The following is a 25,954-nucleotide window of genomic DNA, read 5'->3' on the forward strand; positions in this document are numbered from 1 at the left end:
CGATTACTTCCTGTTTTTGATCAAGAATACAGGAGACGCATTGTTCATTCCAACAATATAATGTTCCCTATTATTTATTATTATTTTTTGTATAGTTCTAGCGGGACCTGAAATATCGAAATCTTGATTTCGAGCCCAATAAAAGCCCCCATTTTTATCATTTATCAAAACTAGGCCATGTGATGCATCCAACCTACCTAATTGAGTGCTTATTTCAAAGGTATTCCCAACGAATACCATGTCTTTATAGCCATCCATATTTAAATCATCAACCAAAATATCATGGGTTGTGGATGATTGAACTATTAACGGTAGTTCTTTTGGAGTAAAATTTCCTGAGCCATCATTCTCAAAATACATACTTTTCAATTCAAAGATTTGCTTTTTTTGAGCATTTTCCAATTTTTGTTTGGTAAACAAGTCAGTTAGAGTGGCTTTGGCGAATTTTTTGTAAGACAAATATTCTTTGTTAAGAAATGGCATTTGCTTGACTAATTCATCTTTTGACGCGAAGGGTGTTTCTGTGTTCCCTTCATAATAGGTGACCAGAGGTTCTATAGAGCCGTTCTCATCAAAATCTGATCTATATAATGTTAAAGGCTTTTCTTTTGAGGCTTTTAACCTGCTATTTAATCCCCAATTCCCTGCCACAAGATCTATGTCGCCATCTTTGTCAAAATCTTCGGCTACAACAACGTTCCACCATCCGTTGGATAGTTGTAATTCAGATGAATTAAAAGGAACATATCTGCCATTTACATTTTTCAATATAGATATAGGTGCCCAATAGCCTACACTTATAAGCTCTTCCTTTCCGTCGTTGTCAATATCGGCCCAAATAAAATCTTTCACATTTGGCAGCTCATTGAAACTTTTATAATTATCCGATTCAGGTTGGGAAAAAGTGCCCTTGCCGTCATTCAAGAAAATGAATTGACGTGCCGGTTCACCAAATTTGAGGGGGATTTGATCTGAAGATATCAAGACATCCAGGTCGCCATCATTGTCAATATCTTTTACCTTCACTTTGGAGGCATTGAACTCTACATCTTGAAATTGCAGAGTGTCTTTTATGAAGGTTCCCTTTTGGTTAATGTAAAGTCTGGGACGCAGCCTCGGGCCACTTTCAAATTCATTTCCTCCGCTCACAACAAGAAGATCTTCCCAGGTATCACCGTTTGCATCAAAGAAAACATGCGAAATATCTTCACTTAGGGCATCTTGAAGAAATAGATCGTCCTGTGCACTACTAAAAGCACCTTCCTTATTCTGAATAAATAATTGAGAGGCCTGTGTTTTTGCACCGGCGATAAAAATGTCCTGCCGATTGTCCCTGTTAATGTCCCCAACTGATATTTCTGGCCCTTCATTAGTGTTGGCATAGGGAATAAGGGGATCCCTATTGAATTCTAATGTGGAAGGATCTTTGTGAATAAAGGAAATTGCATTTTCCGTATTGGAAAAATAGGAATTGTTGTTTTTCGTAGAAGCGTATGCGTAAGTATTGGTTGCCTCCGACTCTATAAACGTTATTCTTTTGTTGGTATTTATATTATAGAGCATTTGCGTTTTTCCTAGAGGCCAAATTACCCTAAGGGAATCTATGTTTGTGATGCTACCAAGGCCCATATGCTGTATATTGGGTACGGCAGATAAATAACCCCTGGTTACAAAGTGTTCCTGGTATAAAATCCCTTTGGGAGTGTAGGCCATAAGCTTAGTTCCTATGCCAAATTTATTGTTCGATGGCCCTTGCAGGACAACTTCCAAATAATTGGATTGATTCTTGGCCTGGGTTTGGTTTTCTAGGATAAAGGCGTCTTCATCAATGTTGTTTACAATAATATCAAGATCGCCGTCATTGTCCAGGTCGGCATATACACATCCGTTACTAAAGGTAGGTTCTTTGTTAAACCAATCCGAGGTAACATCTTGAAATGATAGATCACCATTGTTCTTAAAAAAATAATTGGCAACCTTCTTTTGAGGGATGTCTTTGATGAACTCCATGTCAGCAGCGGACATGCCTTTATCTAGTCTTTTTTGAATAGATTCATTTGCGATGAAACTAATGAAATCCATATCGTTGGTCGCCTTTTTTATACCATTGGAGATGTATGCATCTTTAAAGGAATCATTGTCAAAATCTGCCAATAGAACGCCCCAAGACCACTCTGTCGCAGCTAATCCAGCCAAATGCCCAATCTCACTAAATGTATTATTACCTAAATTTAGATGCATTGTATTCTGCATAAATTGAGGGGAATACCCATTTTTTAAATACGATTGGTAGGTGGGATAAGCATATTCCAGGCCAGATGTTTTATAGGTTTCCAAATCTTCGGGAAGCATGTCCAAGGACATAATATCTGTTAGACCGTCATTGTTAATGTCAGCAATGTCATTCCCCATGGAGTAGTGGGTAGTATGCCCTAAACTTAAATTATTATTAGTGATGAGTTCTTTAAAAGTGCCATCGGTCTGGTTGATGTATACGTAATCATTTTCAAAGAAATCATTACCAACGTATATGTCGGGAAAGCCATCATTATTGAGGTCACTGACACCCAGCCCCAATCCATAACCAATTCTACCTTGAAAAATTCCGACTTCTTCGGAGGAGTCTACATAGCTGCCATTTTCATTCTTAAAGAAACGATCACCAGACTTTGGATCCATAAATTCTCTTTGAGATCCCCTTCCGTAGGTGCTATTGGGATGTACGGAGTGGTTCATAAGAAACATGTCTAGATCCCCATCTAGGTCGTAATCCAAAAAAGCGGCTTGGGTAGAGAATCCAATGAAATCAAGTCCATATTTGGCCGCGTCTTCCTTGAATACGGGAATACCATCTGAATTAACTCCTTGATTAACGAACAGTAGGTTTTTGCCGGTGATGCCATTGAAATCACCCACTTTGCACACATAGATATCCAGTAGACCGTCATTATTTATATCAACATGTGTCACCCCGGTAGTCCAATTCCCTTGATTTTTAATTTGGGAAATGGCAGTGGTGTTTTTGAATTTCATTCCACCAAGGTTCATATAGATTTGGTCTTCACCTTGATTGGCTGTAAAATAGAGGTCAATTAGGCCATCATTATTGAAATCAGCAGCTGCTATTCCTGCTCCATTGTAAAAATACAAGTAGTTCAGAATATTTAATTCCGGAGTCTCTTTTAGGGTATTGCTGAAATTAATGCCAGTAGTTGAGGTGTCTAATCTAATAAACCTCTTAAGTTCATTTTTTTGGCATCCAGATAGTAGTATGGTAAGTAAAATTAAATGCCCAAAAATCCTGTTCATTACTCTAATTATGAAGAGGACAAGATACTTAATCTGCTACTAGCATGGAAGATGAATGGCATAATTTTTTTAACTAGATTTTGTTAAAATATTAATTTTGTTGTCTGGTTTTAATCAAATAAACTAGATCATTCTGACTGCAATCTATTTTTTTTACTAATAAGCATAAAAAAACCCCGACTAAATTAGTCAGGGTTTTTATACTTAGTATGTTATGTTGGATTAATATCCAGGATTCTGAACCAAGTTAGGGTTTGCCAACAATTGAGTTGGAGGGATTGGGAACAAGTTACGAGCTGTGTTTCCAATTTCACCTGGTTCTTTAAATAACCAATCTCTGTTGAACTGTCCGAAACGGATCATGTCGTTTCTTCTCCAAACTTCTTGGAATAATTCACGACCTCTTTCATCCAAAAGTTGCTGCTCACCTACAGAAGTAAGTGGGTTGGCACCTCTTAACTGACGAAGTGCATTTACCATAGCAGTAGGATCTTGTCCACTACGTAACATGGCTTCAGCTTTCATCAAGTAAGCATCTGAATAACGGAATACAATTTCGTGACCTACAAAACCACCACCGTATCTCGGGTTGTATTTCATAACACGAATTCCTGTTGTTTCATCATTGTTGATAAAGCTAGTATTGCCTTGCCCATCTTTAAAATCTCTTTTGAAGGTCAATGGTGCACCAGCTCTGTCCGTCAAAGGAGTTCCATTTAAAGCGTATTGTTGCCCAATAAGGTATCCGAAACCAACGTTAGATCCATCTTCAAGACCACCATTGTCAGTAGTTCCTGCAGCACCAGTAAATGGCTTACCTGCTGGAGGTACACCACCACGTCTTTCTTCTTGGCCATCCAAAGGATTACCGTTAAGATCAACTCTGTTGCTGTTAGCATCTCCTTCGTAAAGGTCGTAGAATTCGGCCAACGTACTAAAACCGTTCCAACCACCACCTCCAATAGCTGTGGAGTTGTAGTGTAGTCCGTTGAATATTCTGTTACCTGTAGCTAAAGATGTCAAAGACCAGATAGTCTCATTGTCAGCTTCTTGTCTGAATAAGTCAAAGAATCCTGCTTGAAGTGCAAATCCATCTGCTGCAATTGCATCAACCAAAGAAATTACTTGGGCCATATCGCCAGAATCGGCACTAGTACCAAGGTAAATGTGCTTATTCAAAAGAACTTTTGCTTTTAAATGACGAGCGGCAGCTTTGCTTGCTCTATTAAGTGCTGCGCCTGTACCGGCATTTGTGGTTGGTAAATTAGCAATTGCCTGATCAAGGTCTGCTAAAATAACATCTAGAGCAGCTTGTCCAGATAATACCTCAGGTAAAGCTGATGATGGTAAAGATGTATCCCTAAAAGGAACTTGTCCGTAGTTATCCAAGATAACCCACATGCTGTAGGCTCTCATAAAACTTGCATCACCAATGTTGGCTGCAGTTGGGTTACTTCTTGAGTCCAATACTTGGGAAGCAATTAACTGGTTTGCATTGAACTGGTTCCAAACAGTACCGATAAAGGCATGTTCTCCGTTCCATGAATGGTTGTGAAGTACTCTCCATAAACCATTATCACCCCAGTCAGTTCCTCTTGTAGGAACTAGAGCTGCATCTGTTGTTACTTCTTGGAGTGCAAAGAAATTTGCTTGGTCTCCATATTGTCCACCAACACGGTTGTATAGTTCATCAACCGTTGAGCTTGGATCTGCCAACCCTTGGAAGCCTTCACTAATAATAGAGTCGGTTTCTTCGATTTCTAGGTTGGTACAGGCGGTGAGGCCTATCACAGACGCTATAGTTAGAAAATATATTTTGAATTGATTTCTTTTCATGATATTCAATTTTTTAATTAAAAGGATGCATTAAGTCCAAAGGTTATTGTTCTTGGATTTGGATACGCCGCCCAGTCGATTCCTCTAGTTGGTACACCAGAACCTAAATCACCAGTAGCCGTTGTAACTTCAGGATCAAGTCCGCTGTAGTCTGTAACTAAGAATAAATTCTGTCCTGTTACGGATAAACGTAAAGTCTTGAACAAGCCTTCACCTGTTAATGGTACATTATAACCTACTGACGCACTCTGTAATCTTACAAAATCACCTTTTTCAAGGAATCTTGTTGAAACGTCTGCAGAAGCTCCACCATCTTCACCACTAGTAACAACATTTTGAGTTACGTTTCTAGCGTTTCCGATAGATCCTCCTGTGAAGAATCCGTTAGCAGTGTTATTGTAAACCGAGAATCCGAACTGACCTGAAAAATAAGTCGATGCATCCCAGTTTCCACTTCTAAAGTTTAAAGATAATCCAGAAGTAACATCTGGTAAGGCATCCTCACCAACAAATGTTTGATCTGCGATAGGATCTCCTGTTCCATTACCATCTACATCTTGGTAAATTGGAAAGCCATTGCTGTCAAATCCTTCAAAGATCGCCATGTAATAAGAGAACAAAGATCTACCAGCTTCAAATCTCTGTGCAAATGCACCAGAAAGACCTTGACCGTTAATCTCACCAGTATTAATTGCACTAGCGAAATCTTGTACTTCGTTTTGGTTGTATGCTATGTTAAAGTTAGCAGAGAATGTAGTATTTGCAGATTGAATAAAATCATATCCAAGTGAAAATTCAATACCCTGGTTTAAGATAGTTGCATCAACATTACCAAACTGGAATGGATCCACTGCAGGTGCTGCAGGAGGAGTTCTTAATATAAGATCAGTTGTTTCACTACGGTAAACATCTAAGCTACCAGATAGTCTGTCATTATTAAATCCGAAATCCAAACCTACGTTAAAGTTCAAAGTTGATTCCCATTTCAAATCAGGAACGTCAGTTGCAACAATTGCCAGACCGTTTTGGTTCACTACGTTATCATTTTGGATACCTAGGCCTCCGAAACGTTGTCTTGCAACAAAGTTACCATATCCTAATCCATCTTGGTTACCAGTGATACCACCACTCAACCTTAGTTTCAAGGTAGAAACAGCATCTCCGACGAAATCTTCTTCGCTCATCTTCCAAGCAAAAGCTCCAGAAGGGAAATATCCGTATTGATTTTCTGGACCAAATCTAGAAGAACCATCAGCTCTAACTGTTCCAGTAAATAGATATTTATTGGAGATAGTATAATTTAAACGGGCAAAGAATGACTGTAATTCATCTGTGTTGTCAAAAGTGTCTGCTGTCATGGCAGCTACCAATCGGTTAAAACCTAGGCCAACATTCTCCCCGGATACAACTGCTGGCTGCAGTCTGTTAACAAGTAGACCGTTGGTATTTGTACCGTAGTAGTATTGTTGGTAAGAACCATCAATAATATTTGCAGCTCCATTAACAGTTTCTCTTAAATCAGCACCCATTTGATTTAAATCAGTGGTGGAGAAAGTTCTAGCAGCAGAATTTCTACCACTAACGTTGAAATCTTGGAAGGAATAACCTACCAATGCATCAAAACTGGAATCTTCAAATTCTTTCTTATAGTTCAGCGTAGCTTCCAATAAGTGATTTTCTCTGTTAAGTGTATTGAACACTCCAAATCCTTGTCCTTCTATCCCAGTAAAGTTTTGAACGTCCCCAGAAATAACTGAAGTATTCTCTCCTTCTGATTTGTCATAACCCATGTTTACTTTACCTGAAAGTTCAGGAGTAAATTTGTAATCTATGGTACCGTTTACCAAAATTCTGTTGGTAAATGTTTCATTCTGGGTATAAGCTAAATAGTTAGCAGGTAATATCTGAGTTCCTCCATCTGAGAAGTTAGGGTCAGTACTCCATGTTGGGTTGGCCGAATAACCAGCACCTAGGATATCCCCACGGAAACCAGCGCCACCAGATAAAGGTGCCGTCTCATCGTTAACACGTGAGATACTGGTTTGAAGTCCTAAAGTTAATTTGTCATCCAAAAACCTTTGAGAAATGTTCAATCTACCAGTAATACGTTCCAAGCTAGATTTTTCAACAACCCCAAACTGTTTGCCATATCCAAAAGTAGCGCGTATGTTACCACTACCGTAGTTATTGGAATAGGATAAGTTTTGATTTTGAGAAGCAGCAGTTCTTGTCAAGAATTCTTGCCAATCTGTATTGTTGCCAAAATCTACTGAAGATGCATCACCACCAAATTGGGTAACTGCGTCCAAATATTCTTCTCTATCTAAAAGATCATAACTGTTAGCAGGTGTAGCGATACTTAGAGTGGAAGAGAATTCAAATTTTCCTCCTGTACTTCCTTTACCACTTTTTGTTGTAATGATAACAACACCGTTCGCACCTCTGGAACCGTAGATCGCAGTTGCGGAAGCATCCTTAAGAATACTGATGCTTTCGATATCCGATGGGTTCAAGAAATTCAATGGGTTTTTTACAGCACTTCCACCGCTTCCGGTATCACCACCTGGAGAAGTGTTACCTCCAGCCAATGGCACACCATCAACAACGAACAATGGGCTGTTGTCACCCCTTACAGAGTTGGAACCACGAATGTTCAATTGGATTCCTGCTCCTGGCTCACCACTTGTCTGTTGAATGTTGACACCGGCAGTTTTACCTTGTATCAACTGTTCTGGAGAAGCAATGGCACCGCCGTTAAAATCGGCAGCTGTAACAGATGTTACTGATCCTGTTGCATCTTTAACTGTAGTTGTACCATAACCAATAATAACAACTTCATCCAATGCCTGCGCATCTTCTTCAAGTGTTACCGAGATAGTGGTTCTGCTGTTTACAGCAACCTCTAATGGTTTGTAGCCGATATAGCTGAAAACCAAAGTAGCTGTACTTCCCACATTATTCAATGTGTAATTACCATCAAAATCTGTCTGTGTACCGTTGGTAGTTCCCTTTACCAAAACACTGGCCCCAGGTAAAGGGCCGCTGGCATCAGAAACAGTACCTGATACCGTCTGAGCTTTTGCAAGTCCAAAGCATAAAAATGCCCCAACAAGCAATAAGCTTTTTAGTAGCGTAATCTTCATAAATAAGTAATTTTAGTTTAGTTAATTTCAATTCCAGGTTAAACTTATGCAAAATATTTGTTAAAATGGCTAAGAATACTGAATAGAATTTTACGAAAACGGTTTCGTGTTGATAACTTATGTTAAAATATTATACTCGTAAACTTAGCTGCACTAAATTATGTAATCAGTAAATTATTAATCAAAAGTTTGTTAAGTGGCAAGGCAAAACAAATATATGAATTTTTATTTAATCAAATTTTTGTTAAAATTATCTGACTAAAACCAAGGATTATTTACTTTGTGCTTGTTATTGTTAAATAAATCCAATTTTAGATTTAAGACCTTATTAATGTCTATTTTTCACCTGAAATAATTGCTGTTCCCTAAAATCATTAATCATTTTGAGAAGAAAAATAACCCTTAAGCATATTGCTAGAGAATTAGGAGTATCCATTTCTACGGTTTCCAAAGCCTTGAAAAATAGCGAGGAAATAAGTAGGGATACCAAGGATAGGATTCAGGCCTTCGCAAAACTCTACAATTACAAGCCTAACAATATAGCCATAAGCCTAAAGAACAAACGAACCAAAAATATCGGGGTCATTATCCCCAATATAGTCCATCACTTTTTTACAACTGTGATCCGTGGCGTTGAAAAATATGCGAACGAAAGGGGATATAACGTTATTGTTTGCCTTTCAGATGAATCGTTTGACAAAGAGGTTATTAACATGGAAATGTTGGCCAATGGCAGTATTGACGGTTTTATAATGTCATTGTCTACGGAGACACAAGCCAAAAACGACTATAACCATATTAAGGAGGTAACCAGCCAGGGAATCCCTTTGGTCATGTTCGATAGGGTAACTGATGAGGTGGAATGTGATAAGGTAATCATTGATGATAAGGTCAGTGCCTATAAGGCGGTTAAAAAGTTAATAGATAGTGGAAGGCGCAATATTGCTTTGATCAATACAGAAAACCTGAGTGTTAGCAACGCAAGAACAGAGGGCTATTATCAAGCGTTACAAGATGGAGGTATCCCCATAAATAAGGACTTGGTGTTGACCCTTCCCTTTGAAAGCATAGACGAAGCCGCAATTCAACATTTCTTTGATACGGTTTCCATGGATGCCGTCCTATGTGTAAATGAAATATTTGCCATTTATGGAATGCGGGTGGTACAAAAAAAAGGGTTGAAGATCCCAGAGGATGTTTCTTTCATCGGTTTTACGGATGGTCCCCTATCCAAATATGCCAACCCTAGTCTCAGTGCTGTAGCCCAACATGGAGAAAGCATGGGTGCGATTGCTGCACAAATGTTGATCGATAAGGTGGAAAATGAGGAAGAGGAGGAGGTATACAGAACCGAAATCTTAGATTCTACCCTGATTGAAAGGGAGTCCACTGTCAATTAAATGTATCCAAATGAAAAGGGCGACTTTTTAGGGCCGCCTAATGGAAAACCAACTAACTCAATTCACTTTAAACTCAAACACTTGCGATTGGGACGAATTTCCTGCCCTATCTTTTGTTGTTATTTGCCAATAATATATTTGTCCACTTGCAACATCGAGATCAATAGAATTGGATGTCTGAGCTGCCACAAAAGTTGAAGGTGGATTATTTGTGTCCAAATAAATATCGTAAGTAGAAATATCGTTATCTACATCATTGGCATTCCATTTAATGGTAATTGTACCGGCATTTATACTTGATCCTGGTTTTGGAAAAACTGCCTCTGCAGGAAAAGGAGCATGACTTTCCTGTGGGATACCTGCGTTGTAAAATTTCCAATCACTGCTTTGAGCAGTAGAGTTTGTGCCCTTTGCTTTTGAAACAACATTCCACTTAAAGGGTGTTCCCCTTAAAATAGTGATCGATTTTTCATTTGTTTCGGAAGATATACTTTGAGAAGTATTGGTCTCCAAATTGGTTATGTTCACCAGGTAGGAGTCGGTAAACTCTGCACTGTTCCATTTAAAGGTAACCGTGCTTTCCGTTTCAGAGATAATAACCCCCTCATTACAGGTTTCGTTATTGGCTGGAAAAATGAGGGTTGCTGCCAAAGGTGAGGGGGCAGGAGTTGTTGGTGTGTCCTCACCGTCCTTGCTGCCACCGCATCCTATTGAAAACAGGGCAATTATAATAGGGAGTATGTGTTTTAAGGTGTTCATTTCTTGAGAATTTTAAATACCTGTGATTCGTTTTTATTGGTGATTTTTAAAATATAGAGACCACTGGATAAATGGTCTAATTCCAGTCGGCCAATGCCCTTGTCTTGAGTTGCGGTTTTAGCATAGACCAAAAGCCCTTGGGTATTATATATTGCAATGCCAGAAGGGGATTGGAATGAGCTTCCCAGAACATAAAACAATTCGTTGTTGGTAATTGGATTGGGGTAAATCGTTATGGTATCATGTAAAACGATTGTTTCTTCATAATGTCCCTGGCAATCCTTATCCGTCTTTACACTTAAAGAATTCACTTCTTGATTTAACTCCAACGTTAATTGATCTTGTGTAGTAGTATAGGTTTTGTCGTTTAGCTGAACGGTATAGCTATGTCCTCCCTTTAGGTCCAGGGTGATTAGTTTGCCGGAGATATCTACCTTAGAGCTAACACTCAAATCTTCTGGTTCGCTAATGGTCACATTAAAACACTGATTGTAGGTGGGTTCTTCGGCCAAGGTTATGCAAATGGAGTAGTTTCCCGCCTCGAGATCACTAAATTGAACAGTGTCTGTAAAAGAGATCACCTCTGTTTTTGGGCCGCTTAAACTAGCTGTATACGTGTAGCTTTCCAATGCTTCAATGGTAATTTGACCATTATCTGATGATCTACAAGTTTCACTATAAGTGGCAATATTGAAATTGGACGTTGGCAAGGAGAAAACCGTACAGCCGCTTACATTCACTTGATCCCCAAAAGGGGTGTCCGGACAAATGTCATCTGAATCAATTACACCATCATTGTCGTTATCCGGTAAGTTGTCATTAGGGAACAGGGAAGATGGTTGGTCCCCATAAATTCTAAATTCTCCGGGTGCCAAAGTGATAGGGGCGGTTTTATTGTCAACATGGTACTTTAGATTGTTATTTAAAAATTCGTACCATACTCCGGTTTGCTGGAATTCAGGATCGATGGCTTGTTGGGTCAACCCAAAATTCCCAATTACGGTCACATACTTTATTTCCCCTTCGAGCGCAGATGGGAGTGTTAAATGAATCGATTTTAGTCCAGTGGTCGCCGAGGTGTTTAATGAGAAGTCTGTGGTTTCGAATATGGGTTCATTAACCTTGAGATCTATGAGTTTGCTCCAAAGGTCATAAATAGCCTTGCGTTCCGGCTTGTCATAATATTCCCATCGAATAGGTTTGTTGCCCGTTCTGCCATTTTGATCGATGGATACATCATATCCCAATTCCCCAAATTGCCAAATCATTTTTGGTCCTGGTACTGTAAAGAAAAAAGCACCTGCCGCTTGCATTCGTTCCAAGGCTGTATTTAGATCTTTGGTGCTATAATTCTCGTTGCTATTTCCAAAGTTCAGATTTTTATACATTAGCCTTTCCTCATCATGACTCTCCATATATGAAACCGCGGCAGGAAGACCAAATCCTTTTGTTTTGTAGGAGACCCCAGAAAAATTCGAGACACCAGATTGATGATAGCCCATACTAGCTTCATTATAGGGCCCTGTTTGTTTGTTCCAAAGCATAATACCCTTTCCTTCATCAATTCTGTAATTGGCCCAAAGTTGTTCCTCTTGAATGCCCCCAAGATGTTCAAATATTACAAGTAAATTTGGATCTACGGACCATTGGGTATCTGCATAGCCCTGAAGCACTGTTACCCTATCTTGTTGAAGGGTATTGGTGCAATTTTCATCGGATTCTGAACAGTTTTGGGTGAAACCCTTGGTAAGGTCCCAGCGCATTCCATCAATTTTGAATTCTTCTATCCAATAGCGGAGCGTTCTGTTAACGTAGTCTTTTGTTGCTTGGGATTGATGGTTATAGTCATTAAATACGCTATATGAATGTTTGGCCGAGATGTTGAAAAAAGGATTGTCTGCTGTTGCTTTTCCTCCTGTACCTCCATTGGAGTCGTTCCATAATCGATAATATGGATTCTGTCCTGATGCGTGGTTGTAGACCACATCTAAAATTACGGCCATACCCCTCTTATGGCATTCATCAACGAGCTGCTTTAAGGCTTCCGGATTCCCGTAATACTTGTCCAAGGCCATATGAAATGAAGGATTGTAGCCCCAGCTTTCATTCCCGTCATATTCACTTACTGGCATAAGCTCTATTGCATTGATTCCAAGACTTTGTAAATAGTCCAACCTTGCCCTAAGGGCATCAAAGCTGTGCAGCTCATCAAAATCCCTTATTAGGATCTCATAGATCACCAAATCTGTTTTAGGAGGTTTGGTGAAGTTTAGGCTTTCGTTGGACCAAGAATAAGGAGCATCCCCAGTTCGTAAAAGGGTAACCGCCTCGGTGGTCTTGCCGGCAGGGTATGCAGGAAGGTTGGGAAATGTAGTGCTGTTTATATACTGATCATTATAAGGGTCCAAAATAATTGTGGAGTAGGGATCGGCAATATTAATTTCATATTCCACCAAATATTGGTACAAATGGTTTTTTTGGGGGGTAAGCCCATTGAGTTCTATCCAAAAACGATTTTTTCCTGTGTCTTTCTTTAAGAGGTACGTATTCTCTATTTCCCAATTATTGAAATCTCCAATCAAGTGAACGAATTCTTTTTCTGGGGCGTATAAAACCAATGTGGCCTTGGTATTGTCAATAGGATCCAGATTGATGCCATCTAACATGCCAGCAGGTAGAGCCTGCTCAATGACGGTTGGATTTATGAGTGCCTTAAATGTTTCTGAAAGTATGGTAGTCCCATCTGTGGCCTCTAATACAAAATTCGTGTTTTCGGTAACAGTGTGATTATAGGAGTAATTGGTCGCAGTTGAGGACGAGGTATTAATAATAGTGCCATTGGCTTTCAGTGTAAAATCTGCCGCTAGGGAAGTGGAAGCTGAAATAGTAATGGCCTCTCCTTGATTTATTAGGGTGGTTTCTTCAAGTGGCGCTGTGAGGTCTAGTTGAAAGGCACCAACCTCATGGGTGATGTCCTGTGATTTTTTGTCTCCCGTTCCGTCCTTTGCTTTTACCAAAAACCCAATCTTTCCTATACCTGTGCGGTTATAAAAGGATGTTGGCGTAAAGCTAATGGAGTATTTGTCCGTGCTTGAATTATAGGTTAGTTTGTTTGCCTCGTTGGAGTCGGTCCATTGCCCGTTTGTAGGGCAGTCCATTATATTGGTGTCGTTCAGATCAAAAGACCAGGACCATAAATAAAGGGAATTAGCCGAAATGCCCAATGCACTTTCGTCAATACTATTCCCGTTGAAAGTTAGGGTCACCACATCAGATTCGTTAAATACTTCCGGACTTACGGAAACGGTAACGTTTTGTTGCTGTGCCCATGAAAACATGAAATGGTTTAGGAGTAAGAAAAGCAGTAGAAGTTTTTTCATTTCGATAGATTATTAAAACATAAAAAAGGGCTGTTAAAAACAGCCCTTTTAATTAATTAGTTTTTAACCAAGGAATAAGTGTATCCTCTTGGATTGCTAAGATCCAATGTGATGGTGTAATTACCATCCTCCGGTACTGAAATATTGGTGCCATTAAATTCTAATGATCCATCTGCACCATTGTCGCCCAGGTTTAATGCCCAGTCATCATTGGCCCTAAATTTAAGTCCGTTATCAGGAGCATCCTGCTTAGTTAAGTCAAGCACTACTGACCAAGTCTTCATAATAGGATCATAGGTAAGATCATGATCTTGTCCAGGGGTCCCGCCTGGACCTGCAGGCCAGCTACGTGGAGTTGCATTACCAGTTACAGACCAAGCTGTTTTTTCCAATGAATAGGTCAAGGCTTCAGTGTCTGCCTTTACAAAATAATAGCCACCAGTACCGTCTGGGGTACCACAATTTACTTCACCATCTTGCTTAAGGACATTTGTGTATGATCCGTTGGATGATCCTGCATCTCCATAATCCCCATCAAAACTGCCATTACTCGGTAAGAATTTATATTCTGATCCTGCATTGGCCATATAAACAAAGCCTTCGAAGTCTGTTTCGCCAAAAGCGGAGGCTGCTAGCGGTACAGCATCGGCAGGGGTCCAATCGTTACCGTAACCACTTGCTCCCAAAAAGCCACCAACAACATAAATTTTTGGTGATTCCGTAGTGTAGGCACTAATGGTCATAGTTGCTATTTCGCTGAACATATCCATTTCACTTCCAACACTTGCTTTCACCCTTACATCGTATGCTTGAGCCGAAAAAGGTTCTGCGCCCAAAGCCAAAGCGGCTCCATTTAGGGTTTCAACAGTTACCCCCAATTGATTTTCACTGTTTACAGATCCTAAGACCTCTGCATTGGAAAAATCATTACCGCTCATATCCATTTGTAGGGAATAGGTAATTTCAACATTCCCTCCAAAATTGGCTGATGACCAAACGAACCTATCGGCCAGTTTGTCCTTGTCCTCTACTTTTAAGGTGTATATGTTACCATCGGATGGAGCGGTTAATTGTGGCGCATCAATGGCTTCAATAATAGGGCGATTTTCTACATCGTCTGTGCTGCACGAAACGGCTACAACACTTAATAGGACTAATAACGGTTTAAATATATTTTTCATCATGTTTAGTTTAGTATTAATAACCTGGATTTTGTGTTAGATTAGGATTCCCAGCAATGGCATTGGCAGGGATAGGAAATAAATTTCTATAGCTTGCAGTAGGGGCTCCGTTTTGTACATTGCCTTTCCATGGCCAGATATAGGCGCTACCGGTAAATTTTCCAAATCGGATAAGATCTGTTCTTCTGTGGCCTTCCCAATGTAGTTCTCTTGCCCTTTCATCCAAAATAAAATCGAGGTTCAATTCGCTCCCAGTAATATTATTGGCAGTACTTCCGAAAGCTCTTGTTCTTACTTGATTTACATAGGATAATGCATCACTCTGTGAGCCTCCGCCCCCTCGAAGGAATATCTCTGCATACATTAAATAGGCATCTGCCAATCTGAACATAGGGAAATCGATATCCGCAAAATCCCCATTTGGATCCGAACCTGGATTACCGTTTATATCTATATTTTTCCATTTAGAAATGGCATAACCATCTGTAAAACTAGATATGGTATTAATTTCAAGAGATTGCCCATCGGTATAAAATTGCTCACGGGAATCAGCTCCCATCTGAAACTTGTTCACAAGGGCTGAAGTGGTCCGAATACCGGCCCAACCTCCATTGATTCCAAAGTTTTCCGGATTCATACTTCCTCCCACAGGGGCATGTGTCAAAAAGGTGGTCCCTCCAAATGTCTTGGTACGTATACCATCAAAGGCTACTGCAAAAATAAATTCATTTTGCGCGCCATTGGTATTATTGTCTGCAAAGAACAACTGTTCGTAATCTGCCCCAAGGCTATAGTTGGCGGTAACAAGGTTGTTCACATAGGTAAATGCATCCTCATACCTGCCTGTTCCGGTATACGTTTCGGCATTGAGGTATAATTTGGACAGTAACATCCAAGCAGCACCTCTGTCGGCCCTTGGGTACGCATTTGTCCCTGGGCTAGGAAGATCTTCCGCAACGGCCAAAAGCTCTGCTTCCACAAAATCGAACAATTGTTGTTTGGTTGCCTGCTCGGGTAAAAAGAAATCTGTTGGGGATTCCTCGGTAACTAGCCCAACTGAACCAAAAAGATCCAAAAAGTGCCAGTAACTCAACGCCCTTAAGAAACGGGCTTCGGCCCTAAAACCATTGATTTCATCCCTTAGATTGGTATCCACATTTCTGGAATCCAATTTTTCATCGGTGGTCTGGCGTAAAAACTCATTGCAGTTTTTTACTTGGAAATCCAATCTACTAAAGGTCGCATTTATAAATGCATCCCCAGAGGTCCAAGTATGGTAATGAAAATCTTTTATCGTCTTGTCATTCCAAGCAATTACCGCTTCATCGGTGGTAAGTTCCTGCATGACCCAATAACCTCTAATATATTGGCTCTCTCCCTCGTCGATTCCCGATATGTCAGGATTTCCGGCTGGACCTTGTTGTCCCGTCGTGGCCAATCCTGCATATAGTTTTGCAAGAAAATTGGTGTATGATTCAGGGTTTTTAAAGGTCTCCTCTGCAGATAATAAGCTTTCACTATCAGGGTCCGACTGGTCCAAATCTTTGATACAAGAAGTCAGAGCCAGGGAAAATACCAGGAGTAAAGTCTTTATAATGTTCAACTGTATATTTTTCATAGTCTTTTATTAAAAGTTAACATTTATACCTAATAGAAATGTTCTTGGCCTTGGATATAGGTTGTTGTCTATCCCAAAAGTCTCCGGGTCTATCCCTTTGTAATCGGAAATGATCAATAGATTCTGTCCCGTAGCCGTTAATGTCAGTGTTGAATTATCATCAAACACTCCATTAAAAGTATATCCGAAGGAGGCGTTGTCCAATTTCACATAGGAAGCTTCTTGGATATAGTAATCCGATAGGAACTGAGCATTTCTAAAATTGGTGTCCAATAAATTGGTCACCCCATTATTTAAATAAGTGTCAAAGGTCAATAAGGTGTTCCCGAAACCAAGATTGGAATCCACATTGTTGTAATTGTAATTACCCCAGCTTCCTCTCCATGACATATTCATAAACCAATTCTTGTATTTTAGATCGGTATTCAATCCGTAATACACATCAGAGGATGGTTTTTTGTATCTGTATTTGTCATCGGAGTTCACAATTCCATCTTCATTCCTGTCCACATAAACTCCTTCTAAAGGTTGTCCATTTGCACCATAAGCTTGTTCAAATACGTAGAATGAGAAAGGTGCGAAACCAACTTGATGGTTTTGGATGGTATTGCCCGTTCCTCCTGCAAACCCACCAACATCGATCCCGTTGTAATTAGGGTCGTCCACTAAGGTAAGTTTGGTGATCTTTGATTCTTGAAGCGTGATGTTTCCACCTACCCTCCATGTCCAATCTTCATTTTGCACAGGGTATACATTGCCTGAAATTTCCAGACCTTTGTTTTCCAAGGTTCCAATGTTATAAAAGTCCGCATTGGAAAAACCTACCCCCTGTGGGTTATTGGTAAATACAATCAGGTCCGAAGTTGTTCTCTCATAGGCATCCACGGCACCGGTAAAACGGCCATTGAAAAAACCAAAATCAAGTCCGGCATTATAGGTTTCTGTTTCTTCCCAAACTAAATTTGGATTGTATGGCTGAGGTCTTATGGTTGAGACAAATTCATTGCCAAAAGGATAGGCTACGTTTTGATCACCTGATACGTATAATGGTACTGAAGGGTAGCGGTCACCAACTTCTTGTTGTCCCGTAATACCCCAGCTCAATCGCAGCTTTAATTCGCTAACAACATCGCTGTCTTTAAGGAAATTCTCATTGTTTATTTTCCAACCTAATGCGGCTGCAGGGAAGTTACCCCATCTATTTTTTTCGGCAAATCTTGAAGAACCATCTCTTCTCAATGATAGGGTAACCAAATACTTATCGTTCAAGGTTAGATTGGTCCTGCCGAAAAAGGATTGTAGATTGACGCGCTCTTCGTTCGTCCTACTGATAAGATTCCCAGTTCCATCATCTGTAAGAAAGGTCGTAGGGTATCTAAAGTCCTGATAGTTGTACCCAGCCGTAACATCCAATTGGGTTTTGATGCTTTCAAAATATTTGTTGTAATTAAGGTAGGCATCCATAACGGTGTTTTCCTTATCCTCCGTATTGTTATAGGAGGTAGCAATCTGCTCCCCTTGGTTGTTGGGGTTGTTGAAAAGGGCATCAGTTCCACCATAAGATCTTCCGGAAAGTAGGTCGTATCCTAAATTTAAGGTAGCCTTTAATTCTGGTAAGAAATGCATTTTATAATCGAACTGTACATTTCCTATGCTACGGAAGGCACGGCCAAAATTGTTCGTTTGCTCTATCAAAGCCAAGGGATTGGCCGGGGCCAATGAATTGAGGTTCCCATTATTGGCATTAGTCCATCTGAAATACCCACCATACTTTTGGTTGTCAACAAACACTGGTTGGGTAGGATCAAACACGATAGCGGAACCAATGGCGCCTCTATTGCTATAATTACTTTTTATAATGGAGGTATTGTTGTTGATGTCGATCTTTAAATGTTCATCCAAGAAATTCATCGTTAAAGCCGTTGAAAGGGTAGTCCTTTCAAACTTATCCCTTTTAAGAATTCCATCATAACTTGCATAACCAGCCGAAACCCTATATGTAAGATTGTCCATTCCACCTGTGATAGAAACGTTTTGATCCGTTCCAAAGGCATCTTGATAAATCAAATCCTGCCATTGTGTGTCTTCGGCTCCTATAAGGGCTACTTGCGCCGCGTTGCCATTTGCATTCACATAGGTCTTAAATTGATCGGTGGACAAAGCATCTACCTTATCATTAATTGAAGCAACAGAATAGGAAGCGTTATAGGCAACTTTTACATCCCCAGACTGTCCTCTTTTTGTGGTGATGATAACTACCCCATTGGAGGCCCTTACCCCGTAAATGGCCGTTGCCGAAGCATCTTTAAGGATGTTGATGGATTCGATGTCATTTTGGTTGATGGTAGATAATGGGTTTCTTCCCCCAGTTATCCCTCCTGAATCTACCGGAACACCATCTATTACGTACAATGGATCGTTTTGGGCGTTCAGGGACGAGCCGCTCCTAATTCGGATAATGGCACCCTCGCCTGGGGATCCCCCGCCGTTGGTTACCTGTATCCCTGCTACTTTACCTTGGATCAACTGATCCGCAGCTACAACTGCTCCTTTGTTGAAATCTTTGGGAGCAATAGCGGTAACGGATCCAGTGGCATCTTCTTTTTTTACAGTACCGTAACCAATGACCACTACTTCATCCAATTGACTGGTGGATTCTTCCATGGCAATGTTTAAGGTAGACGAGGTTATCTTTTGTTCTTGAGTTATAAAGCCCAAGTAGGAGAAAACAATAATGTCCCCTTGCTTGGCTCGGATCTCAAACTCCCCATCAAAATCAGAGGTGGTACCAATACTGGTGCCTTTGACCACCACATTCACCCCTGGCAATGGCTCGTCATTGGAGTTTTTAACCGTAACTTTCCCAGTTACCGTCATTTGTGCCACCCCAGCCACCGATGTAAAAAACAAAAGGAGCAGAAGGCACTTTTGGAATGTTCTCATAAATTTATTGGTTGTTTAGTTTTGTTAATATGTCTTATTAATTACCTCTCGTCGCCTAAACTATGTATTTTTTTAGTTAATTTTCTCGGTCTTTGGGTTTTGAGTGCTATTACAACGTTTTCCAGTGGACAACTTTTTGTATTCTCAATAATTTTCGACTTAAAATGGTTTAATTTTCGGAATTCTAATTTTAGGATTGCTCTTCTTGATAAATTCATATTTTTATGAAACCAAAAATTACATTAAAACAAATCGCTAGGGAGTTGGATGTGTCCATCTCAACTGTTTCAAAGGCCCTGCGCAATGACAAAGCAATAAGTCAGGAAAAGAGAGATAAAATACAGGCCTTTGCAAAATTTTATAATTACCGACCCAATAAGATTGCATTAAGCCTTAAGAATAGAAGCACCAAAACTATAGGGGTTATTATCCCTGAAATAGTGCATCATTTTTTTGCCAAGGTCATTAGTGGAATAGAGGAAGTTGCTGCATCAAAAGGCTATAATGTATTGATAGGGGTAAGTAATGAATCCTTTGATAGGGAAGTGATCCATACAGAAATGTTGGTGAACAGTGAAGTAGATGGACTCATCCTCTCTGTCTCCAAGGAAACCTGTCAATTACAGGATTACCATCATTTAAGGGAAACCATCAATCAAGGGGTGCCCATTGTGATGTTCGATCGCATTGTAGAGGAAATTAAGTGCGATAGAGTAATTGTTGATGATACAGAAGGTTCCAGAAAGGCGGTTCAAAAGTTGATAGATTCTGGTTGTAGCAATATTTTACTCTTGGGAACGAAGGACTATTTGAATATTGGAAGGTATCGCAAGCAAGGATATTTAGAAGCGTTGGAAGATAACGATATTGCAGCCAACCCTGATCTTATCATAAAAATTGATGCACAAGGAGATGCCGAGGCCGTTTTAAAATCCATTGAGCAGGAAATCAACGAGGTATTTGCTAAAGTTCCCAATGTAGATGGGGTGTTTGCAGTGAATGAAATATATGGTATAACGGCCCTAAATGTGGCAAGAAAAAGGGGGTTAAGAGTGCCAGAGGATGTGTCTGTGGTGAGTTTTTCTGATGGGGTCCTTTCCATGCATTCCAGACCAAGCCTTACCACCGTAAACCAACATGGAAAGCAAATGGGAGCAACTGCAGCGTTGCTTTTAATTGAGAAATTGGAAACCGAATTTGAAGAAGAAAGTTTTACGACAAAGGTGATTCAAACGGAGATCGTAGAGCGGGATTCAACCAGAAAGCCACAGTTGGCATAAAGAAGTAGAAAAAATTTATATATTTGCGAAGCTATCAATATCTATTATTACTTCTCATTTTATTTGTTTTTTGATGGCATATCTCCCCTAAAATTGGAAGTTCCAATTTTTGGTGTCTTTTTTCGTTTCGTTGATTATGAAATAAAAAGACCCTCGGCGGAGGATGTTGTTTTAAATGAAATTCAACAATTAATCAGCCCAGCGCTGTAATTTAATTTATACATAGTGATTAAAGGATTCATATTTGATTTGGATGGTGTCATAGTCGATACCGCGAAATACCATTATTTGGCTTGGAAAAAATTGGCCAATGAATTGGGATTCGAATTTACCGAAGAACAGAATGAAGCATTCAAAGGAGTCAGCCGAAAAAGATGCTTGCAAATTTTATTGGAACTTGGGGAGGTTGATGCCACCCAGGAACAGTTTGATAACTGGATGATTGAAAAAAATGAAGATTATTTAAGTTATATTGAGGAAATGGATGCATCGGAGATTCTTCCCGATGTCCCTAAGATTCTTGATTTTCTTAAAGCCAATAATATACCCATGGCCTTGGGCTCTGCCAGTAAAAATGCAATTCCCATTTTGAAAAAGGTAGGCTTGCTCTCCTATTTTAAGGTGGTAGTAGACGGCAATAACGTTACAAAAGCAAAACCTGACCCTGAAGTATTCCTTTTGGCCGCCAAAGATATTGGGGTGGCTCCAACAGAATGCGTGGTATTTGAGGATGCCCTCGCTGGGATACAGGCGGCAAATACCGCAGGGATGGTAAGTATTGGAATAGGAGACGCCACGATACTCACGGAATCCCAATATAATTTTAACGATTTTACGGAAATAAGCACAGATTTTATTAAACAACTAACCACTAATTAATATGAATCAGGATTATATAATACCAAATGTTTGGTCGATCATAGAAGAAGGATTTGATAAGGAGAAAGTGAAATCTTCAGAAAGCCTGTTCAGTATTGGAAACGGGGCCATGGGCCAACGAGCCAATTTTGAAGAGCAGTATTCAGGACACACCTTTCAAGGAAGTTATATCGCAGGGGTTTATTATCCAGACAAGACCCGTGTTGGTTGGTGGAAAAATGGGTATCCGGAATATTTTGCCAAAGTAATAAATGCCCCGAATTGGATTGGGATAGATGTAGAGATCGATGGAGCTTCTTTGGATTTGAACACCTGTAAAAAGGTATCCAATTACAAGAGGGAACTTAATATGAAAGAAGGATGGTACCAACGATCCTTTGTGGCGACCCTCCCTAGCGATCAGGAAATTGAGGTAAAAGTGACCCGATTCTTGAGTTTGGATATTGATGAGGTGGGAGCTATTAAGTACGAAGTAAAAGCCCTTAGTGGGGATATGGAAGTTTCCTTTAGTCCGTATGTGGATAGTGGGATTACCAATGAAGATACCAACTGGGATGACAAATTCTGGAATACCACAAAAGTTTCTTCCCAAGGGCAGCAAGGTTTCATAGAAGCGCATACCATGAAGACGAATTTTGCGACCTGTACCTTTATGGAATCAAAATTATTCCACAATGGAAATGAGGTGGCTTTGAACAGCGACGCACATATCGAAGAACATAAGGTACGTTTTACATATAAAGTTACCCTGAACAAAGGAGAATCGGCCACCTTGCATAAATTTGGAGGGTACACAGTATCCCGAAATCATGAAGCGACGGAACTTGTCAATGCCGCGAAGTCGGTTTTGGAAAAAGTGACCGCTATGGGCTTCGACGCTTTACTGGATAAACAAAAGCAGGCATGGGAAAAGATTTGGGAAATGAGCGATATTACCATTGAAGGTGATATTAAGGCCCAACAAGGGATTCGCTTCAATATATTTCAGTTGAACCAGACCTATTTAGGAAAGGATTCAAGATTGAACATAGGACCAAAAGGATTCACAGGGGAGAAATATGGAGGAAGCACCTACTGGGATACAGAGGCGTATTGTATTCCTTTTTATATGGCCACCAAGGATCAACGCGTTGCCAGAAGCTTATTGAAATATAGGTATAACCATCTGGAAAAAGCCATTGAAAATGCCCAAAAGCTTGGTTTCTCCAATGGAGCGGCATTATATCCAATGGTAACTATGAACGGAGAAGAATGTCATAACGAGTGGGAAATCACCTTTGAGGAGATCCATCGTAATGGTGCAATTGCCTTCGCCATTTATAATTATTACAGATTTACGGGAGATTACTCCTATATCCCTGAAATGGGTCTGGAAGTGCTGATCGCGATTTCTCGTTTTTGGCAGCAAAGAGCTACATTTTCCAAACAAAAAAACAAATTCGTCATCTTGGGTGTAACCGGACCCAATGAATATGAGAACAACGTAAACAATAACTGGTACACCAATTATCTGGCAAAATGGTGTATCAACTATACGTTGGAACAGATTGGAAAAGTAAAAGACGGGTATTCCGATGATCATAAAAGAATCATAGGGATGACCAAGTTAACGAATGCCGAAATGGATTCTTGGAAGGAAGTCGCAGATAATATGTATTTCCCATTTTCAGAGGAGTTGGACATCTATTTGCAGCAAGACGGATTCTTGGATAAGGAATTGATCACCGTTGCCAATTTGGACAGAACCCAACGTCCTATCAACCAAAAATGGAGTTGGGACCGAATATTGAGATCCCCCTATATCAAACAAGCAGATACACTACAGGGCTTCTACCTGTTTGAAGATCATTTCTCTCAGGAGGAATTGGAGAAACATTTTGATTTCTATGAGCCTTTTACCGTTCATGAGTCTTCCCTGTCACCATGTGTACATAGCATTCAGGCAGCCAAGTTGAATAGGATGGATCAGGCGTATACTTTTTACCTGCGTACCTCCCGTTTAGATTTGGACGACTATAACAAGGAAGTGGAAGAAGGATTGCACATTACTTCCATGGCAGGAACTTGGATGAGCATTGTGGAAGGTTTTGGAGGAATGCGTGTGGTAGACGATAAGTTGTCCTTCACTCCTAGAATCCCCAAACAATGGAAGGCATATTCGTTTAAAGTAAACTTTAGAAATAGGATCCTTAAGGTGAAGGTTACTGAAGCAGGAGCCAGTTTTGATTTGGAAGGAACAGACGAAATGTCTATTAGGGTCAATGGAAAGCGATTGGTACTCAAAGCGGGAGAAACAATTTCAGCTTCATCTTAATCTGAGAAACCAGCGATTTAAATAACCCAAGATGCATGAAACAAGTCCTCTTAATTATATGCACTGTCCTGTTATGTGTTCCTGTTATGGCACAAGTAGATAGGGTAGAGCCCCCATTTTGGTGGAGTGGCATGAAAAATCCACAAGTACAGGTCATGTTGTACGGTAAGGACATTGCACAGTACAGTCCTGAACTTAGTGGTGTGGAAATTTTAGATATACATCGCACAGAGAATTCAAATTACCTATTCATCACCCTAAATACCGATGGTGTAAAGGCAGGAAAATTTGAAATCCTGCTAAAAGATGGAGGTAAAGTGAAGCAGACCATTCCCTATGAATTTAAGGAGCGCAGGCCTAATTCTGCTGATAGGGCAAGTTATGATGCTTCAGATTTGGTTTATTTGTTGATGCCAGATCGTTTTGCCAACGGAAATCCGAAAATAGATTCCCATCCTGATGTTGTTGAGAAAGTCAACAGGAAATTGGATGGAGGTCGACATGGAGGGGATATTCAGGGTATTATAGATCATTTGGATTATATAGAGGAACTGGGAGCAACCGCTATTTGGAGTACCCCTATGTGTGAGGATAATGATGAAAAATACTCCTATCATACCTATGCCCAAAGTGATGTTTATAAGATTGATCCAAGATTTGGGACCAACGAAGACTATAAGCGTTTGGCATCTGAGCTCCATAAGAGGGATATGAAATTGATCTTTGATTATGTTACCAATCATTGGGGCATTACCCATTGGATGATGAAAGATCTGCCCACCTATGATTGGATCCATCAGTTTCCAGGTTACGGACAGACAAATTATAGAATGACCACTCAAATGGATCCGAATGTGTCACAATACGATTATAGGTATTGTATGGATGGTTGGTTCGTAAAAACGATGCCCGATCTTAATCAAAAGAACCCCTTGGTGTTGAATTATCTCACCCAAAATGCAATTTGGTGGATAGAATATGCAGATTTGGATGGTTTTAGGGTAGACACTTATTCCTTTAACGATAAGGAAGGGATAGCGATATGGACCAAGGCCATAACCGATGAATATCCCAATTTCAATATTGCAGGAGAGGTTTGGATGCACGATCAGGCACAGATGGCCTATTGGCAAAAGGATAGTCAGATAGGGGCCATTCAGGGCTATAATTCCAACCTGCCCACGGTAATGGATTTTACGCTCCACGATGCCATTATGGAAGTTTTTAAGGTGGAAAGCCCTACGTGGAATACCGGAATCATCCAGTTGTACGAGAATTTTGTGAACGACTTCCTTTATCCCAATATCAACAATATTCTGGTGTTTGCAGAAAACCATGATACGCCCAGGATCAATGAACTATATCCTAATTTTGAGGATTACCAATTGGCCATGACCCTGATCGCTACCGTAAGGGGCATACCCCAAATTTATTATGGAAGCGAGATCGGAATGAAGGGAGATAAGGACAAAGGAGATGGGGATATCCGCAGGGATTTCCCTGGAGGTTGGCCAGGAGACTCTAACACGGCTTTCACTGCCAAGGGAAGAGACGAGGTGCAGAGCAAATATTTCAATTTTTCAAAAAAGCTGTTTAATTGGAGAAAAAATGCCAGTGTAATACATAAGGGAAAGACCATCCAATATGTGCCAGAACAAGAAGTGTATGTGTATTTTAGGATTACGGAAGAGAAAACAGTTATGGTAATCTTGAACAACAATAAGACATCAAAAGAGCTTTCCTTGGATAGGTTTTCCGAAAACCTGAAGAGCTTTCAAAAAGGGAAGGATGTGTTGACCGATACCACAATAAAATTGGGCAATAAACTTTCCATTGGTCCTAAAAAAAGCATGATTCTTGAATTGGAAAATTGATATTCATTGGATCGGGATTTCAACATAATTAAGAGAAT

The 25,954-nt window shown here is 40.1% G+C and carries 13 protein-coding genes; 5 read left to right on the plus strand and 8 right to left on the minus strand.

All coding sequences use genetic code 11. The features are described 5' to 3' along the window. Positions 1 to 3: 3 nt before the first annotated feature. From ABXZ32_RS09540 to ABXZ32_RS09550, 3 genes are all read right to left on the minus strand, one after another. The gene (locus tag ABXZ32_RS09540) at positions 4 to 3,309 is read right to left on the minus strand and encodes a VCBS repeat-containing protein (RefSeq protein WP_354618447.1); all 3,306 of its coding nucleotides are present in this window, start codon (positions 3,307 to 3,309) and stop codon (positions 4 to 6) included. A gap of 222 nt (positions 3,310 to 3,531) precedes the next feature. Continuing rightward, positions 3,532 to 5,145 (minus strand): RagB/SusD family nutrient uptake outer membrane protein, encoded by a 1,614-nt coding sequence (locus ABXZ32_RS09545; RefSeq protein WP_354618448.1) that lies wholly within the window; start codon positions 5,143 to 5,145, stop codon positions 3,532 to 3,534. 17 nt (positions 5,146 to 5,162) lie between these two features. Next, positions 5,163 to 8,288: a SusC/RagA family TonB-linked outer membrane protein gene (locus ABXZ32_RS09550; protein WP_354618449.1), complete on the minus strand. Its 3,126-nt coding sequence runs from the start codon at positions 8,286 to 8,288 to the stop codon at positions 5,163 to 5,165. A gap of 383 nt (positions 8,289 to 8,671) precedes the next feature. Here ABXZ32_RS09550 and ABXZ32_RS09555 point away from each other — a divergent pair, with 383 nt between their 5' ends. Continuing rightward, positions 8,672 to 9,688, plus strand: a complete 1,017-nt coding sequence (locus tag ABXZ32_RS09555; protein WP_354618450.1) for a LacI family DNA-binding transcriptional regulator — start codon at positions 8,672 to 8,674, stop codon at positions 9,686 to 9,688. Positions 9,689 to 9,745: 57 nt separating this feature from the next. On the opposite strand, the gene ABXZ32_RS09560 is transcribed toward ABXZ32_RS09555, so the two are convergent. From ABXZ32_RS09560 to ABXZ32_RS09580, 5 genes are read right to left on the minus strand one after another with little or no spacing between them, the layout of a single operon-like run. Continuing rightward, positions 9,746 to 10,447, minus strand: a complete 702-nt coding sequence (locus ABXZ32_RS09560) for a GPI anchored serine-threonine rich family protein (protein WP_354618451.1) — start codon at positions 10,445 to 10,447, stop codon at positions 9,746 to 9,748. Further along, positions 10,444 to 13,827, minus strand: a complete 3,384-nt coding sequence (locus ABXZ32_RS09565) for an alpha-amylase family glycosyl hydrolase (RefSeq protein WP_354618452.1) — start codon at positions 13,825 to 13,827, stop codon at positions 10,444 to 10,446. Before ABXZ32_RS09565 ends, ABXZ32_RS09560 begins: the two co-directional genes overlap by 4 nt. 56 nt (positions 13,828 to 13,883) lie before the next feature. Then, the gene (locus tag ABXZ32_RS09570) at positions 13,884 to 15,008 is read right to left on the minus strand and encodes a SusE domain-containing protein (RefSeq protein ID WP_354618453.1); all 1,125 of its coding nucleotides are present in this window, start codon (positions 15,006 to 15,008) and stop codon (positions 13,884 to 13,886) included. A gap of 16 nt (positions 15,009 to 15,024) precedes the next feature. Next, positions 15,025 to 16,626 carry a RagB/SusD family nutrient uptake outer membrane protein gene (locus ABXZ32_RS09575; RefSeq protein WP_354618454.1) on the minus strand — a complete coding sequence of 534 codons (1,602 nt, stop codon included), beginning with the start codon at positions 16,624 to 16,626 and terminating at the stop codon, positions 15,025 to 15,027. A gap of 9 nt (positions 16,627 to 16,635) precedes the next feature. Then, a complete protein-coding gene (locus ABXZ32_RS09580; RefSeq protein WP_354618455.1) occupies positions 16,636 to 19,569 on the minus strand; it encodes a SusC/RagA family TonB-linked outer membrane protein in 2,934 nt (977 codons plus the stop codon). Between the two features lie 224 nt (positions 19,570 to 19,793). Between ABXZ32_RS09580 and ABXZ32_RS09585 the strand changes: the two genes are divergently transcribed. The 4 genes from ABXZ32_RS09585 (at position 19,794) to ABXZ32_RS09600 (ending at position 25,916) form a co-directional block, all read left to right on the plus strand. Continuing rightward, complete coding sequence (locus ABXZ32_RS09585) at positions 19,794 to 20,849, plus strand: LacI family DNA-binding transcriptional regulator (protein WP_354618456.1); 1,056 nt, start codon at positions 19,794 to 19,796, stop codon at positions 20,847 to 20,849. A 228-nt stretch (positions 20,850 to 21,077) separates the two neighbouring features. Next, entirely contained in the window at positions 21,078 to 21,728 is a 651-nt protein-coding gene (pgmB, locus tag ABXZ32_RS09590) for a beta-phosphoglucomutase (protein ID WP_408017021.1), read from the plus strand. 1 nt (position 21,729) lies between these two features. Continuing rightward, positions 21,730 to 24,042, plus strand: coding sequence for a glycoside hydrolase family 65 protein (locus ABXZ32_RS09595; protein WP_354618457.1), 2,313 nt, complete (start codon positions 21,730 to 21,732; stop codon positions 24,040 to 24,042). 35 nt (positions 24,043 to 24,077) lie between these two features. Next, the gene (locus ABXZ32_RS09600; RefSeq protein ID WP_354618458.1) at positions 24,078 to 25,916 is read left to right on the plus strand and encodes a glycoside hydrolase family 13 protein; all 1,839 of its coding nucleotides are present in this window, start codon (positions 24,078 to 24,080) and stop codon (positions 25,914 to 25,916) included. Positions 25,917 to 25,954: the final 38 nt, after the last annotated feature.

The sequence above is a fragment of the Sediminicola luteus genome, assembly GCF_040566555.1.
Lineage (GTDB): Bacteria > Bacteroidota > Bacteroidia > Flavobacteriales > Flavobacteriaceae > Sediminicola.